General features: G+C 68.9%; 14 protein-coding genes and 1 riboswitch. Of the genes, 7 read left to right on the plus strand and 7 right to left on the minus strand.

Annotated elements, in window-relative coordinates; all coding sequences use genetic code 11:
* Window positions 1-2 precede the first annotated feature (2 nt).
* Entirely contained in the window at window positions 3-1,553 is a 1,551-nt protein-coding gene (locus tag DEJ49_RS17930; protein ID WP_150185056.1) for a cytochrome ubiquinol oxidase subunit I, read from the minus strand.
* Window positions 1,554-1,857: 304 nt separating this feature from the next.
* The gene (gene hisC, locus DEJ49_RS17935) at window positions 1,858-2,940 is read right to left on the minus strand and encodes a histidinol-phosphate transaminase (RefSeq protein ID WP_150185057.1); all 1,083 of its coding nucleotides are present in this window, start codon (window positions 2,938-2,940) and stop codon (window positions 1,858-1,860) included.
* Between the two features lie 412 nt (window positions 2,941-3,352).
* Here hisC and DEJ49_RS17940 point away from each other — a divergent pair, with 412 nt between their 5' ends.
* From DEJ49_RS17940 to DEJ49_RS17950, 3 genes are all read left to right on the plus strand, one after another.
* Window positions 3,353-4,474: a LacI family DNA-binding transcriptional regulator gene (locus tag DEJ49_RS17940; protein WP_055565761.1), complete on the plus strand. Its 1,122-nt coding sequence runs from the start codon at window positions 3,353-3,355 to the stop codon at window positions 4,472-4,474.
* A gap of 240 nt (window positions 4,475-4,714) precedes the next feature.
* The gene (locus DEJ49_RS17945) at window positions 4,715-5,770 is read left to right on the plus strand and encodes a metallophosphoesterase (protein WP_150185058.1); all 1,056 of its coding nucleotides are present in this window, start codon (window positions 4,715-4,717) and stop codon (window positions 5,768-5,770) included.
* Between the two features lie 180 nt (window positions 5,771-5,950).
* Entirely contained in the window at window positions 5,951-6,844 is an 894-nt protein-coding gene (locus tag DEJ49_RS17950; protein ID WP_150185059.1) for a hypothetical protein, read from the plus strand.
* A gap of 101 nt (window positions 6,845-6,945) precedes the next feature.
* Here the strand turns inward: DEJ49_RS17950 and thiC are convergent, their stop codons facing one another.
* Window positions 6,946-8,733, minus strand: a complete 1,788-nt coding sequence (gene thiC / locus DEJ49_RS17955; protein WP_150185060.1) for a phosphomethylpyrimidine synthase ThiC — start codon at window positions 8,731-8,733, stop codon at window positions 6,946-6,948.
* Window positions 8,726-8,881, minus strand: a riboswitch (TPP riboswitch). Its footprint overlaps the gene before it by 8 nt.
* 71 nt (window positions 8,882-8,952) lie before the next feature.
* Here thiC and DEJ49_RS17960 point away from each other — a divergent pair.
* Window positions 8,953-10,338, plus strand: coding sequence for a YibE/F family protein (locus tag DEJ49_RS17960; RefSeq protein WP_150185061.1), 1,386 nt, complete (start codon window positions 8,953-8,955; stop codon window positions 10,336-10,338).
* Between the two features lie 88 nt (window positions 10,339-10,426).
* On the opposite strand, the gene DEJ49_RS17965 is transcribed toward DEJ49_RS17960, so the two are convergent.
* The 4 genes from DEJ49_RS17965 to DEJ49_RS17980 all read right to left on the minus strand — a co-directional run bounded on the left by DEJ49_RS17965 (window position 10,427) and on the right by DEJ49_RS17980 (window position 12,717).
* The gene (locus DEJ49_RS17965) at window positions 10,427-10,870 is read right to left on the minus strand and encodes an SsgA family sporulation/cell division regulator (RefSeq protein ID WP_190329380.1); all 444 of its coding nucleotides are present in this window, start codon (window positions 10,868-10,870) and stop codon (window positions 10,427-10,429) included.
* Between the two features lie 114 nt (window positions 10,871-10,984).
* Window positions 10,985-11,698, minus strand: coding sequence for an IclR family transcriptional regulator (locus DEJ49_RS17970; RefSeq protein WP_190329615.1), 714 nt, complete (start codon window positions 11,696-11,698; stop codon window positions 10,985-10,987).
* A gap of 274 nt (window positions 11,699-11,972) precedes the next feature.
* Window positions 11,973-12,194: a DUF5326 family protein gene (locus tag DEJ49_RS17975; RefSeq protein ID WP_150185062.1), complete on the minus strand. Its 222-nt coding sequence runs from the start codon at window positions 12,192-12,194 to the stop codon at window positions 11,973-11,975.
* A 205-nt stretch (window positions 12,195-12,399) separates the two neighbouring features.
* A complete protein-coding gene (locus tag DEJ49_RS17980) occupies window positions 12,400-12,717 on the minus strand; it encodes a cupin domain-containing protein (RefSeq protein WP_055565768.1) in 318 nt (105 codons plus the stop codon).
* 120 nt (window positions 12,718-12,837) lie between these two features.
* On the opposite strand from DEJ49_RS17980, the gene DEJ49_RS17985 reads away from it, so the two are divergent.
* The 3 genes from DEJ49_RS17985 to DEJ49_RS17995 all read left to right on the plus strand — a co-directional run bounded on the left by DEJ49_RS17985 (window position 12,838) and on the right by DEJ49_RS17995 (window position 15,757).
* Window positions 12,838-13,215, plus strand: coding sequence for a phage holin family protein (locus DEJ49_RS17985; RefSeq protein ID WP_150185063.1), 378 nt, complete (start codon window positions 12,838-12,840; stop codon window positions 13,213-13,215).
* A 234-nt stretch (window positions 13,216-13,449) separates the two neighbouring features.
* Complete coding sequence (locus DEJ49_RS17990) at window positions 13,450-14,628, plus strand: cystathionine gamma-lyase (protein WP_150188311.1); 1,179 nt, start codon at window positions 13,450-13,452, stop codon at window positions 14,626-14,628.
* Window positions 14,629-14,851: 223 nt separating this feature from the next.
* The gene (locus DEJ49_RS17995) at window positions 14,852-15,757 is read left to right on the plus strand and encodes a LysR family transcriptional regulator (RefSeq protein ID WP_150185064.1); all 906 of its coding nucleotides are present in this window, start codon (window positions 14,852-14,854) and stop codon (window positions 15,755-15,757) included.
* Window positions 15,758-15,764 lie beyond the last annotated feature (7 nt).

Consider the following 15,764-nt stretch of genomic DNA (forward strand, 5'->3'; position numbering starts at 1 on the left):
CTTCAGTACGAGAAGGCCATGGGCCGGTCGGCGTCGGAATCGGAGTCGGAATCCGAGCCGGTGCCCTTGCCCGATCCGGGTCCGCCGATCTTGGTGGGCGGGTTGAGGTCCGCCTCCGTCAGCTCGGGCGGGCCCTTCCTGACGTACTTGAGCAGCAGCTTCACCTCGATCACGGCGAGGATCGCGTAGATCAGCGTGAACCCGATGAGTGAGGTGAGCACCTCGCCCTGCGAGACCCCGGGGGAGACCGCGTCCCGGGTGCGCAGGACTCCGTAGACCACCCAGGGCTGCCGTCCCGTCTCGGTGAAGATCCAGCCCCAGGCGGTGCCGATGAGGGGGAAGATCAGCGTCCACTGCGAGAGCTTCCACCACCAGTTGCCGATCTTCGGCGCGAGCTCCTTGTTCTTGGTGAGCATCAGCTTGGGGATCTCGTCCCCGTCCGTGCGGTGCTCGGGCGCGAGCCAGAACTTCTTCCGCGTCAGCCACAGGCCCGCGGTGCACAGTGCCATCGAGACCCCGCCGAAGCCGATCATCCAGCGGTACGACCAGTAGGCGGTGGGGATGTTGGGCCGGTAGTCACCGGGCCCGTACTTCTCCTGCGCCTGCTTGTTCAGGTCGTTGATGCCGGGAATCTCGGCGTTGAAGTTGTTCTTGGCGAGGAAGGACAGGACGCCGGGCACCTCGATGGCGACGTCGTTGTGTCCCTTGGCGACATCGCCGTACGCGAAGAGCGAGAACGGCGCCGGCTTCTCGGTCTCCCACAGCGCCTCGGCCGCCGACATCTTCATCGGCTGCTGCTCGTACATCACCTTGCCGAGGGTGTCGGCGCTGACGACGGTGAGCAGGGTGCCGACGAACGCGGTGACCAGGCCGAGCCGCATCGACATCCGCATGGTGCGGATGTGCTGCTTCTTGCGCAGGTGGACGATGGCGATGCCGGTCATGAAGGCGCCGCCGACCAGGATGGCCGCCGAGATGACGTGGAAGAAGTTGACGAGCGTCGTCTCCTGGAACAGCACCTTCGCGAAGTCGGTGAGCTCCGCGCGCTTGGTGCCGTCCCGTTCCACGATCTTGTAGCCGACCGGGTGCTGCATAAAGGCGTTGGCGGCGATGATGAAGTACGCCGACAGGATGGTGCCGATCGAGACGATCCAGATCGTCGCGCAGTGCAGCTTCTTCGGCAGCTTGTCCCAGCCGAAGATCCACAGGCCGATGAAGGTCGACTCGAAGAAGAAGGCGATCAGCGCCTCGAAGGCGAGCGGCGCCCCGAAGACGTCACCGACGAAGCGGGAGTAGTCGGACCAGTTCATGCCGAACTGGAACTCCTGCACGATGCCGGTGACAACGCCCATGGCGATATTGATCAGGAACAGCTTTCCCCAGAACTTCGTCGCCCTGAGGTAGTGCTCCTTGCCCGTCCGCACCCATGCCGTCTCGAGGATCGCCGTCAGGGCGGCGAGCGAGATCGTCAGGGGGACGAACAGGAAGTGGTAGACGGTCGTGATGCCGAACTGCCATCGCGCCAGGGTTTCCGGCGCCAGAGCCAGGTCCACTGCGTCTCTCCTTACTCGCCGTGCCCACAGCGACCAGTCGCCCCTTTTTTCCCACTGATCTCGGGACGAACCGGGGCACGCTTGTGAACGCGTTCACATTCACAAGCATTATGTCGTACGGACTGTCGGAACACGAAAGGGGGTCCCACTTACCGTGGGGAACGCCACGAGCACCGGGGGGCGCCACGAGCACACAAGAAGGCCCCGGGCGTCACACCCGAGGCCTTCCCAAGAACTTCAACACTTTGTGGTCATGCCGCTCCGGACCGACGGCGACACCCACGCACTCCCCTACGGGTAAGCCCTACAGCTCCTTGCGGAAGGCCTCCGCAGCCTGCAGGAAGATGTCGTTGGCCTCGGTCTCGCCGATCGTGGCCCGCATCCCCTCGCCCGCGAACGGCCGCACGACCACACCGGCCTTCTCGCACGCCGCCGCGAAGTCCGCCGTACGGTCCCCGAGCCGCAGCCACACGAAGTTCGCCTGCGTCTCGGGCACCGTCCAGCCCTGCCCGCGCAGCGCCTCGACCACCCGCGTGCGCTCGCCGACCAGCGAACCGACCCGGCCCATCAGCTCGTCCTCGGCGCGCAGCGACGCCACCGCCGCGTCCTGCGCCAGCTGGCTCACACCGAAGGGCACCGCTGTCTTGCGCAGCGCGGCGGCCACCGGCTCGTGGGCGACCGCGAAGCCGACGCGCAGCCCCGCGAGGCCGTACGCCTTCGAGAACGTACGCAGCACGCAGACGTTCGGGCGGTCGCGGTAGATCTCGATGCCGTCCGGGACCTCGGGGTCACGGATGAACTCGCGGTACGCCTCGTCCAGGACGACCAGGACGTCCTTCGGCACGCGGTCGACGAACCGTTCCAGCTCAGCCCTGCGGACGACGGTGCCCGTGGGGTTGTTGGGGTTGCAGACAAAGATGAGCCGGGTGCGGTCGGTGATGGCGTCGGCCATCGCGTCGAGGTCGTGCACCTCGCCGTCCGTCAGCGGCACCCGCACCGACGTCGCGCCGCTGACCTGCGTGATGATCGGGTAGGCCTCGAAGGAGCGCCACGCGTAGATCACCTCGTCGCCCGGCCCCGAGGTGGCCTGGAGGAGCTGCTGGGCGACGCCCACGGAGCCGGTGCCGGTGGCGATGTGCGACGTCGGCACCCCGAAGCGGTCGGCCAGCTCGCTCATCAGGGCCGTGCACGCCATGTCGGGGTAACGGTTGAAGGACCCGGCGGCGGCGAGTGCACTCTCCATCACGCCGGGCAGCGGCGGATAGGGGTTCTCGTTGGAGGACAGCTTGTAGGCCGCGGGACCGTCGGCCGCCGCAGCGGGCTTGCCCGGCTTGTAGGTGGGGATCCCCTCGAGCTCGGCGCGCAGCCTCGGGTTCGTCTCGCTCACCGCAGTCCTCCTCTGAGCCATTCACACTCGTGCCGTCACATCAGTTCGAATACTGCTTACCTTATGAGGATTCGGCCCCGCTGCGAATGGGCTGCCGGAATCCGCGTACGAACCCTCCGGAACCACCCCCTGCGCGAGGCGCGCGGAGAGGGGGGAGCGCCCCATGCTCCCGTGCGCGCCGGTGGCTCACTCCGTGGCGCGCGTCCCTCGTGAAGGTGAGTTGAGACCTCTTCGAGACCTGACACCTTTGGCAGGCCCGCGCGCGACGATCAGGTGCAGCTACTGCCGGATCGTCGCAACTCCCTTGCATTCCAAGGTCATTGACCCGCTCCGGCCATGCAGAAACGTGCCTGTCAACGAGTGAATATGCGCCCCTGCTACCCACCCTCATGAGCCCTACTATCGGCTCGCCATGACAGCAGCAGGGAAGCACCAGGTGAGCCGAGCGGAGACCGCACGCCGGGGCAACCGGCAGAGTCGAGCGGGCATCAGAGACGTCGCCGCCGCAGCCGGTGTCTCCATCACGACTGTCTCCGACGCCCTCAACGGCAAGGGTCGGCTGCCCGACGCCACCCGACGCCACGTCCGCGAGGTCGCAGAGCGGCTGGGCTACCGCCCGTCCGCCGCGGCCCGCACCCTCCGTACCGGCAAGTCGGGCCTCATCGGCCTGACCGTGACGACGTACGGGGATGAACCTTTCACCTTCACCGAATTCGCCTACTTCGCCGAGATGGCCAGAGCCGCCACCTCGGCCGCCCTGGCCCGGGGCTACGCCCTGGTCATCCTCCCCGCCACCTCCCGGCGCAGCCCCGTGGACGTGTGGTCGAACGTCGCACTCGACGGCACCGTGGTCGTCGACCCCTCCGACCACGACCCCGTGGTCAGTGAGCTGGTCCGACAGGGCCTGCCCGTGGTCTCCGACGGACGTCCGGCGGGGTCCCTGCCGGTCACGGCCTGGGTCGACAACGACCACGAGGCGGCGGTCCTGGAGATCCTCGACCACCTGGCCGCCGCCGGCGCCCGCCGGATCGGCCTGCTCACCGGCACCACCACGGACACGTACACCCACCTGTCCACCACCGCCTACCTGCGCTGGTGCGAACGCGTCGGCCAGGACCCCGTCTACGAGTCCTACCCCGCCCACGACCCGTGCGCGGGCGCCGTCGCCGCCGACCGGCTCCTGGCCAGACCCGACCGGCCCGACGCCGTCTACGGCCTCTTCGACCCCAACGGCACCGACCTGCTCGCCGCCGCCCGGCGCTACGGCCTGCGCGTCCCCGACGACCTCCTGCTCGTCTGCTGCAGCGAGTCCACGGTCTACGCCACCACCGAACCACCCATCACCACGCTCTCCCTCAAACCCCGGCGCATCGGCACAGCCGTCGTCCAGCTGCTGATCGACGCCATCGAAGGCCTCGACTCGGGACGCCCGGTCGAGCAGGTGATACCGACCGAACTGATCGTGCGCACCTCGTCCGAGCGACGACCGCCGCGCACGACGGTCAGCCCGCCCCGCTCGCCCGGCTCCGGCTGATCGCTCCCGCCCACACCCCGACCCGGGCAGAGGCAGGCATCCAACCCGCGACCAGCGGGGAAACCTCTGCCCAATTCGGGAGAAAAGCGCGGTGAATCAAGGTCCGGCACCGATTCACCACCCCTGGTGCACCACACAGCGGGAGCCGCATTCCTATGATGGGCGGACGACACCGCGGGCCGCTTCGACCAAGCAGTCCGATCTCGGTGCAGATGCGGCGCAATGGTGGTGGAGGGGTCGATGACTCAGGGGGCCGGTCAGGGACCCGATGTGCGGACGGCGACGCTGCGCGACTTCCGCGTTCCCGCGTACATCCATGAGACGACCGGACCCGCCCCGGTGAACCCCGGCGCGCCAGGCGCAGCGCCGGACGAGGGGTACACGCCGACCCAGCGCGACCTGCCCGTCATCAACCGCGGCGACACCGTCCAGGTGCAGGTCATGCCGGAGCCCCCGCAGCCGCGGGCGAGCGAGGAGTACGGCCCGCTGTTCGTCGTCGGCGATGTCCACGGTTACCTGGACGAGCTCGTCGCGGCCCTCCAGGAGCAGGGCCTCCTCGACGCCGAGGGCAACTGGTCCGCGGGCAACGCGCGCCTCTGGTTCCTCGGCGACTTCACCGACCGCGGGCCCGACGGCATCGGCGTCATCGACCTCGTGATGCGGCTCTCCGCGGAGGCCGCCGCCGCCGGCGGCTACTGCAAGGCACTCATGGGCAACCACGAGCTGCTCCTGCTCGGCGCCAAACGCTTCGGCGACACCCCGGTGAACTCGGGCGCCGGCACCGCCACCTTCCAGGCCGCCTGGCTCCTGAACGGCGGGCAGAAGACCGACATGGAGCGTCTGGAGGACCACCACCTCCAGTGGATGGCCCGCCTCGACGCGATGGAGGAGGCCGACGGCCACCTGCTCGTGCACTCCGACACCACCGCCTATCTGGATTACGGTGACTCGATCGAGGCGGTGAACGACACCATCCGGGAGACCCTCACGCGCAACGACGCGGACGAATGCTGGGACCTCTTCCGCAAGTTCACCAAGCGCTTCGCGTTCCGCGACGAGTCGGGCCCCTCGGCCGTACGCGAACTCCTGGACATGTACGGCGGCACACGCATCGTCCACGGCCACAGCCCCATCCCCTACCTCCTGGGTGACGTCGGCTCCGAGGACGAGTCGGACGGCGCGGGTCCGGTCATCGAGGGTCCGCATGTCTACGCCGACGGTCTGGCCATCGCCATGGACGGCGGGGTGACCATGGCCGGAAAGCTGCTGGTCTGCCAACTCCCGCTGTCTGTCTGAACGTTCGTCGAGCACACGCCCCTCTACACGATCACGCTGGCCAGGGGGGCAATTTCCGGAAACCCCCTGTCACCGCGTGCCGTCACGGCTCTACCATCGGCTTATCCGTAGCAGGCTCCCCTCCGTTTCTGCCCAACGGCTCGTAGCCATGCGAGCCTCAGCCCTACGGAGCATCGGGGGATGCACATGAACAGCGCTCCACACCTGCTCAATGAGGACCGCCCCGAATACGAGCGGATCCTCGACGAGGCGCTGCGCACCGCACCTGAACGTCCCGAACTCGCCGCAGTGGGCCGGCGGCTCAACACCGAACAACTGCGCACCATGGCCCTGAACGCGACAGCACTGATCACGGCCGCAGCCGCGGTCGAGTACGCGCACTACGTGAAGGTTCGCGAGGAGTTGCGCGAACCTCGACCGACATCCACCTCGATCCGCGAAGGGAGCGGACAGAGCGCCGCGGAGTCGGGCTCCGGCGGCGTCGGCCTCGCCACGACGATGGGCGAGGTCGCCGAACCGGCGGCAGCGGCGGGCGCCGGAGCGATCGCCGTGGTCGCGGTCCTCGCACCCGTTCTCGCGGGGACGGCCGCCGCGATATTCCTGCTCGTCGGCTACATCCTGAAGATGCTCAACCCCGAGCCCGCCTTCGCGGACACCCTGCTCACCGCGGGATGGCTGTTCGGCGCGCTCACCGCGGGGGGCATCCTGGTCGCCGCGGTCGGTCTGCTTCTGACCGCCCTGCGCAACGGATCCACCTCGCTCCCGGCGGGGCTACACGGCGAGCGGCACGAGGAGGTGTCCCGGGCCAGGGAAGACTGGGGCCGGGCGCTCCTCGAACGTGGCGTCGTGCCGTTCCTCCGGGAGGCCCTGAGGGAGCCGGGCGGTGCTCCCGCCGCCCGTACGCCGTCGGGGAAGCCGGGCGGCACCGGCGCCAACGGCCGGATGCCTCAACTCGGCTATCACAGGCCGGGGTTCAGCAGCCCGGACGGCGGCCCCGCGGGCCCGCGTCCGAGCTACTCGAGCCCCGACTTCTCCAGCCCCGACTTCGGCGGGCCCGACCACAAGCCGGAGTAACGGCCCGGCCGAAACCGCACCGCCTCGGGGCTGTACCACCGCTTCGTGGCCCCGCCACCCCACTGGGGGCGCGGGACCACGGAGCCATGGGCCACGGTGCCTCAGTCGGCGATCGGCAGATAGACCCGGTTGCCCGCGGCCGCGAACTCCTTGGACTTCTGCTCCATGCCGGCCTCGATGTCCTCGGAGCCGAGGTCTCCGCCGTGCTGGCGCCGGATGTCCTGCGAGATCTTCATCGAGCAGAACTTCGGCCCGCACATCGAGCAGAAGTGCGCCGTCTTCGCGGGCTCGGCCGGCAGGGTCTCGTCGTGGAACTCCCGCGCCGTGACCGGGTCGAGGGCCAGATTGAACTGATCCTCCCAGCGGAACTCGAAGCGCGCGTCCGACAGCGCGTCATCCCAGTCCTGTGCGCCCGGGTGCCCCTTGGCGAGGTCCGCCGCGTGCGCCGCGATCTTGTACGTGATGACGCCCGTCTTCACGTCGTCGCGGTTGGGCAGGCCCAGGTGCTCCTTCGGCGTGACGTAGCAGAGCATCGCCGTGCCCCACCAGCCGATCATCGCGGCGCCGATGCCGGAGGTGATGTGGTCGTAGGCAGGCGCGATGTCCGTGGTCAGCGGGCCGAGCGTGTAGAACGGCGCCTCTTCGCAGATCTCCTGCTGGAGGTCGATGTTCTCCTTGATCTTGTGCATCGGGACGTGACCGGGGCCCTCGATCATCGTCTGTACGTTGTGACGCTTGGCGATCGTGTTGAGTTCCCCGAGCGTCCGCAGCTCGGCGAACTGCGCCTCGTCGTTGGCGTCCGCGATCGAACCGGGCCGCAGGCCGTCGCCGAGCGAGTACGTCACGTCGTACGCCGCGAGGATCTCGCACAGCTCCTCGAAGTGCTCGTAGAGGAAGCTCTCCTTGTGGTGCGCGAGGCACCAAGCGGCCATGATCGAGCCGCCGCGCGAGACGATGCCGGTCTTGCGGCGCGCGGTGAGCGGTACGTACGGGAGGCGCACGCCCGCGTGGACCGTCATGTAGTCCACGCCCTGCTCGGCCTGCTCGATGACCGTGTCCTTGTAGATCTCCCAGGTCAGCTCCTCGGCCTTGCCGTCGACCTTCTCCAGGGCCTGGTAGAGGGGGACGGTGCCGATCGGCACGGGGGAGTTGCGCAGGACCCACTCGCGGGTGGTGTGGATGTTGCGCCCGGTGGAGAGGTCCATGACCGTGTCGGCGCCCCACTGGGTCGCCCAGGTCATCTTGTCCACCTCCTCCTCGATGGAGGAGGTCACCGCGGAGTTGCCGATGTTCGCGTTCACCTTCACCAGGAACTTCTTGCCGATGATCATCGGCTCGATCTCCGGGTGGTTCACGTTGGCGGGAATCACCGCGCGGCCCGCGGCGACCTCCTCGCGCACGATCTCCGGGTCCATGCCCTCGCGGATCCCGATGAACTCCATCTCGGGCGTGATCTCCCCGCGCCTGGCGTACGCGAGCTGCGTCACCGCCTGCCCGTCACGGCCGCGGCGCGGCTGGCGGGGGCGGCCGGGGAAGACCGCGTCGAGGTTCTTGAGCCCACCGCGGGGCGAGGTGTGCTTGATGCCGTCGTCCTCGGGACGCGGCGGGCGGCCCACGTACTCCTCCGTGTCGCCGCGGGCGATGATCCAGTTCTCCCGCAGCGGCGGCAGCCCGCGGCGGACGTCGGTCTCGGCCGACGGGTCGGTGTACGGGCCCGAAGTGTCGTACAGGGTGACGGCCTTGCCATTGGTGAGGTGCACCTGGCGGACCGGCACGCGCAGGTCGGGGCGCGAACCCTCGACATACGCCTTGTGCCAGCCGATGGACTTCCCGGCCTCGTCGCCCTGGATCTGCGTCGAGGCAGGCGTGCGTGCGTCCGATGTGGTCATGAGACCTACTCCCTACGCCGGCATTACCCGGTAACAGGTTCGGCGGTCGACGCAGCGGATCCCGTACGGCTCGTGCACTTTTTGTGCCGCTTCGTACGGAGGTCAGCGCCCTCTCAGCCCGGTGCTCCGAGCTCCCGCGATTGCAAAGGTGGCTCCACGCTAGCGTCATGTCGGGCGCGCTGAACAGAGGGCCCCTCCCGTTCTTGCGATGATCGGGCAGTGACCACCACAGAGCCGCCGCCCCCGCCGCCCCCGCAGCCGCCCGTCTCCGGGACGCCGCCGGAGGGCCATGGACACGGCCACGGACACGGGCATTCCCACAGTCACGGCCCCGCCGCGCCGGTCTCCCAGCACCTGCGCAAGGTCATCGCCGCCGTACTGATCCCCTTCGCCACCGCGGTCGTCGTCGGCCTCGTGGTGCTCTGGCCCGGTGGCACGCCGAGCCACGAACGCACCGGCGTCGGCTTCGACCGGCAGACGCAGTCGGCGAAGGTCACGAAGGTGCAGGAACTGCCCTGCAAGGAGCTCAGTCCCTCGCAGACCCCGCCGAACGGCGACACGTCCACCGCCGAGGGCCAGTCCGCGCAGTCCACGGCCACAGGCATCTGCAAGAAGGCGACGATCGAGGTCACCAGCGGCGAGGACAAGGGCCGTACCTTCGTCGAGATCATCCAGCCGGACTCCCCGCGCCAGCTGAAGCAGGGCCAAGAGGTGGTGGTCGCCTACGAGCCCAAGGCCCCCGAAGGACTGCAGTACTCCGTCACCGACGTGAACCGCAAGATCCCGATGGCGCTGCTCGCCGGCATCTTCGCACTCGCCGTCGTCGTCGTGGGCCGGCTCCGCGGTGTGATGGCGCTGGTCGCCCTCGCCATCAGCTTCATGGTGCTCACGTTCTTCATCCTTCCCGCGATCCTCCAGGGCTCGAATCCCCTGGTCGTGGCGGTGATCGGAGCGAGCGCCATCATGCTGATCGCGCTCTATCTCTGCCACGGCCTGACAGCACGGACCTCCGTCGCGGTACTCGGCACGCTCATCTCCCTCCTCCTCATCGGCCTGCTCGGCTCACTCTTCATCGGCTGGGCCGCCCTCACCGGCAACACGGACGACAACACCGGCCTCATCCATGGCCTGTACCCGTCCATCGACATGAGCGGTCTGCTGCTCGCGGGCGTCATCATCGGTTCGCTCGGCGTCCTCGACGACGTGACGGTCACCCAGACCTCCGCGGTCTGGGAGCTGCATCAGGCCAACCCGACGATGGGCTGGCGTGGCCTGTACCGCGCGGGCATCCGCATCGGCCGCGACCACATCGCCTCGGTCGTCAACACCCTCGTCCTCGCCTACGCGGGCGCCGCACTCCCCCTGCTGCTCCTGTTCTCCATCGCCCAGTCCAGCGTGGGCACGGTGGCCAACAGCGAGCTGGTCGCCGAGGAGATCGTGCGCACCCTGATCGGCTCCATCGGCCTGGTCGCCTCGGTGCCGGTGACGACCGCGCTGGCCGCCCTGGTCGTCTCGGCGGACCGCTCCACCCCTCCGGGGCGGACCGCGGCGGGCGGGTCGACCCGGGCTTCCCGCGGGGGGAAGGGCCGGCGCCGCAAGCGTTAGCTTCGGAACGCGCAGGGCGTCGGCCTCGGTCTCGACCTCATGAAATGCACCAAAATGCCGTAGGTCTCCGTCCGTTGACGTCAGCGGTTCAACCCGCGTTCTGCTCCTCCGCGAGGATGCGGTCGAGCGTCTCGTCGAGGTGCGCCTCGAAGTCGGCCAGCGCCCGCTCCTGCCCCAGCGGCACCAACTTGTCCGTACGGTCGAGGAAGGCGAGCAGCGGAGGGATGCCCACCCTGAACAGCGCCTGGTCCCCGCCGACCTGAAGCCGGATCAGGGCTTCGTCCAGCATCAGGGAATCCGTGGGCTCGACGCGCACATCCCCGTCCCCACACGGCCTGCCCACCCCGTCGATCAACAACTCCCTGCCGAAGGCCCAGGTCACCGGCGCGTCACCCGGCAAGTGGAACGTCAGCCGCACCGCATAGGGATCCTCGAGCTCGTAACGCAACTCCACCGGGATGCGGAACGACAGCTCCTCGGAAACGAGGAAGCTCATCATGACCTCTGCCTGCACCGTCTCGGTCTCGCCCATCGCGCGCCCTACCCCGTCACTTGGCCCTCGAGGCCCTCACGTGGCCAGGAACCAGCTCCCTGACACCCTCCGCATCTTGCTTAACGTGAGCACTGGATCACAAGGAGTGAGTTTTCAGATGCTGATAGAGAAAGCGAGTGTCCCTAGTAGCTTTCCGATCTCCCGCTGCAACTTCTCGGCTGTCGGCAGCAGTCGGTCGGCCTGCGCGGAGGGGACGGAAATGGCCATGGTCGCCGCGGTGTCGCCGGCCATGATCGGGACGGCCGCGCAGAGTGTCCCGAGCGCGTACTCCTGCCGCTCCACGACGGGCCGCATGCGCTCCATCGAGTCGAGCCGCCGGATGAACGCCCGGTCGTCCCGGACCGAGTAGCGCGTGATCGACTGAACCGGGTAGCGGTCGAGGTGGTCCTGTCGCGCCTCGTCGTCGAGCTGGCCCAGCAGGCACTGCCCGATCGCGTGGGCATGCCCGGTCTCCCGGAAGTCCGCCCACTCCTCGACGGCGGGGTTGCCCGGGGTGTCCGCGACAGCCACGACGTCGATCTCCCCCTCTCGGTAGACGGCGAAGTACATGGGGACGCCGAGAGTGTCCCGCAGGTGCGCCAGGGTCTCGTTGATCCGTGCGCGCCGGTTCTGTTGCGCCCCGCTGCTGCTCAGCCGCTCGGCTGCCTCGCCGAGCACGAACAGGCCCTTGTCCCGGCGCAGATATCCCTCGTGGGTCAGGGTGCGGAGCAGGTGGTACGCGGTGGGGAGCGCGAGGCCCGCTTCTCGCGCCAACTGCTTGGCGGGCGCCCCGCTCTGGTGCGACGCGGCGGCTTCCAGGAGCCGCATCGCCCGCTGCACGGAGCCGATGAGGGTGGGGCCGACGGCAGGGTCTGTGCTGGTGTCGACCGGTGAGCTGGTGGTGTCGACCGCTGCCAAGGTTCACTCCCGAAGCGCGTGGAAGCCCGCCCGTGCCCGGGTGGCGAGGGAGGAGCGGTGCACGTACGTACGCCCGTGCGTGGGGGTCGACCCCCACGTCGGAAGTTGGACTCTAATCCTCGGCCACCGTCTTACGGCGTCCTACCGGGAAACTTCCCTCGCCCGAGGGAACTCTCGCGAAAATTCACCAGTCCGTGCGCGACGAGGACGAGCCGGATATGAACTTCCGTACGACATAGATGAGTCCGCCGACCAAGGCTACGAATATGAGCGCCTTGAAGAGCAAGCCGACCACGAATCCGACCACGGTCGCTATCAAGCTGCCGAACACGACGAGTGCGACGACCGGAACGGCCACCCACTTCACCCACCACGGCATTCCCGCAAAGATCTCCTTGGCTGCCATCGTCCTTACCTCTCTCCGCTCTGATTCCTGAATCTCCGCAGGTTCCCGGCTTCTTGCATTCGATGCTAGAGCGCCGAAGGGCTCCGCGGGGGCCTCGGAGCCCTTGTCCTCCCCTGATCCGACCCTTAGGGAACCCCGAGGTCGCAGCCCTGAGGAGGTCGACCTGCGGGGGAGAACGGGGCGCTGTGGCGGGAGGCGGAGGAGGTCAGGACTCCGGGGGAGAGAACACGACGAGCACCCTCAAGTCCTCGCTGATGTGGTGGAACTTGTGGGCTACACCGGCCGGAACGTAGACGACGCTGCCCCGTGCGACCTGCGTCGTCTCCATTCCGACGGTGATCGCCGCGCGGCCGCTGACGACCATGTACACCTCGTCCTGTCCGTGCGGCTGCTGCGGGTCGGTGTCCCCGGCGTTGAGCGCGTACAGCCCGACCGACATGTTTCGCTCCCGCAGGAACTGCAGATACGCGCCGTCGTTCGCGGCACGCTCCGCCTCCAGCTCGTCCAGTCGGAAAGCCTTCATCGCCTTCGTACACCCCTTGCTGGTGACCGTGTTGCCGCTGCTCGCCGTGGGCTGCTCGCGGTCCTTTGTGGGCCTTCGTGGGCCGACCGTTCCCGGCCCGTGTCTGCCACGATCAGACACATGAAGAATTTCGTAGTCAAGACGATCGCCAACGCCGGGGCCCTGGCCGTCGCCGTGTGGCTGCTCGACAAGATCACCCTGACCGGGGACAGCACGGGCAAGAAGGTCGGCACACTTATCGTCGTCGCCCTGCTCTTCGGGCTCGTGAACTTCCTGGTCAAGCCGGTGGTGAAGGTCCTCACCTTCCCGCTGTTCATCCTGACCCTCGGCCTGATCACCCTCGTGGTCAACGCCCTGATGCTGCTGCTCACCTCGTGGCTCGCCGACAAGCTCGACGTCAGCTTCCACGTCGAGGGCTTCTGGACCGCCGTCCTCGGTGGCTTGATCATCTCGATCGTGTCCTGGGCTCTGCACGTCGCCCTGCCCGACGACGACTGATCGAGCAGCCCGGGAGCGTGTCCGAGAATGACGGAGGCGGCGAGCGAAGGCCTGCTCGACGCTGTACGTGCAGCAGTGGGAAAGGCGGGCGGCATGACGGAAGCGGGACGCAAGGACGGCAGCGGGACCGGACCCGGGGCCGGGACCGGACCCGGGGCCGGGACCGGGACCGGACCTGGTGACGGCACCCGGGCGGTCACGGATGACGGCACGCGTGCGGCCCTCGGCGACGGCATGCGGGCAGCCCTCGGCGACGGCACGCGGGCGGTCCGGGTCGGGCTGCCCGAGCCGGTAAAGCACGAGCCGACGCTGCCCGGGCCGGTCTTCGCCGCGCACTTCCACCTGCCGGGCGACCCGACGGGCGGCTACGCGTACGGGCGCGACGAGAACCCCACCTGGACGCACCTGGAGCGGGCCATCGGCGAGCTCGAGGCGCCGGACGCGGGGACGGAGGCAGGGTCTGAAGCTGGGTCGGAAGCGGGGGCGGACGTCGAGACCCTTGTCTTCGCCTCCGGCATGGCGGCGATCTCGGCGGTCCTCTTCTCGCAGCTGCGCGCGGGAGACACCGTGGTCCTGCCGGACGACGGTTACCAGGTCCTTCCGCTGGTCCGCGAGCAGCTCACGGCGTACGGCATCGAGGTGCGCACCGCTCCGACCGGTGACGACGCGCAGCTCGACGTCCTGGACGGCGCCAAGCTGCTGTGGATCGAGACTCCGTCCAACCCCGGCCTCGACGTGTGCGACGTGCGGCGGCTCGCCGAGGCGGCCCATGCGCGGGGCGTGCTGGTGGCGGTCGACAACACCCTGGCGACGCCGCTCGGCCAGCGTCCTCTCGAACTCGGCGCGGACTTCGCCGTGGCGAGCGGCACCAAGATGCTCACCGGGCACGGCGACATCCTCCTGGGGTACGTCGCCTGCCGTGACGCGGAGCTGATGGCGTCGGTGCGGCGCTGGCGCAAGATCGTCGGTGCGATTCCGGGCCCGATGGAAGCCTGGCTCGCGCATCGCTCGCTGGCTACGCTGCAGTTGCGGGCCGACCGGCAGAACGCGAACGCCCTCATCCTCGCCGAGGCCCTGCGCGGGCGCACCGAGGTGACCGGGCTGCGCTACCCCGGACTGCCCGACGACCCCTCGCACAAGGTCGCCGCGCGGCAGATGCGCCGCTTCGGGTGCGTGCTCTCGTTCACGCTGCCCACGCGCGCACGTGCCGAGCGTTTCCTCGAAGCGCTGCGGCTGGTCGACGACGCGACGAGCTTCGGCGGTGTGCGGTCGACGGCCGAACGCCGCGGACGCTGGGGTGGCGACGCCGTTCCGGAGGGCTTCATCCGCTTCTCCGCGGGCGCCGAGGACCCCGACGACCTGCTGGCGGATGTGCTGCGTGCGCTGGACGAGTCGGCCGCGGCGGCCGACTGAGCGGATGCGGCAGTCGCGTGCGAGGCACTCGCCGCGGCTACGTACAACGAACGGTCCGAGCCTCCCCCCTCGTGGCTCGGACCGTTCCGGTTCTGCGCCCGGAGAACCGCGCCAACAAGGCTAGTTGACTCTGTGTCAGTGTCCAATCACAGTAGCGACAGAAAGCTATCGGCATATTTATGGTTGGGCGCACCCTGAGGGCACGAAGGGGAGGCACGTCGCCATGGATCTGGCCCTGCTGCGCACCTTCGTGACCGTGCACCGGGCCGGGTCCTTCACGCGTGCCGCAGCGCTGCTCGGGCTCTCCCAGCCCGCCGTCACGTCCCAGATACGCACTCTGGAGCGGCAGTTGGGCCGGCCGCTCTTCCTGCGTCAGGCCCGCGGGGTGACCCCCACGACCATCGGCGACGAGCTCGCGCACAAGGCCGCCCCGCATCTGGACGCCCTCGTGGAGATCGCCGAGACAGGTCTCGACGAGGACTCTTCGGTACGCACCCTGCACCTCGTGGGGCCCCCGGAGTTCACCGCCGAGCGCGCGCTGCCCGCACTCGCCGCTCTGGACGGCCAGGACGGACAGAGCCACGCCCTGCGTGCCTCGTTCGGCAACGCGGAGGAGGCCCTGGAAGGGCTGTCGGCCGGCCATCACGACCTGGCCATCGCCACGGCCCGGCCACGCGGTCCGCTGCTCACCGCGACACCGCTCTGCGACGAGGAGCACGTCCTGGTCGCGGAGCAGCGCTGGATGCCGCGTATCGGAGGCGGCAGGCTGCGTCGCCGGACGGCGGCGGCGTTCCGGGACATTCCGGTGGTCGAGGTCCACGAGTCGCTGCCGTTCGTGTCCCGCTACTGGACGGCCGTCTTCGACGCCAGGCCCACGGCATCGGGCGCCGTCATCGTGCCGGACCTGCGGGCTGTCCTCGCCTGTGTGACCGCAGGGGCGGGGCTCGCCGTGCTGCCCCGGTATCTCTGCGCGCCGGCTCTGGAACGTGGCGACATCGTGGCCCTGCTCGACCCCGCCGTACCTCCGCTGCGTACGTACTTCTTGGCGGTGCGCACCGGAACACTCGTCATGCCGCACATTGCGCGGGCGCACGAGTGGTTGGTGCGTGCCGCAACCGACTGGGCTTGATGGGGGC

The sequence above is a fragment of the Streptomyces venezuelae genome, from assembly GCF_008642335.1.
GTDB classification, from domain to species: Bacteria; Actinomycetota; Actinomycetes; order Streptomycetales; family Streptomycetaceae; genus Streptomyces; species Streptomyces venezuelae_F.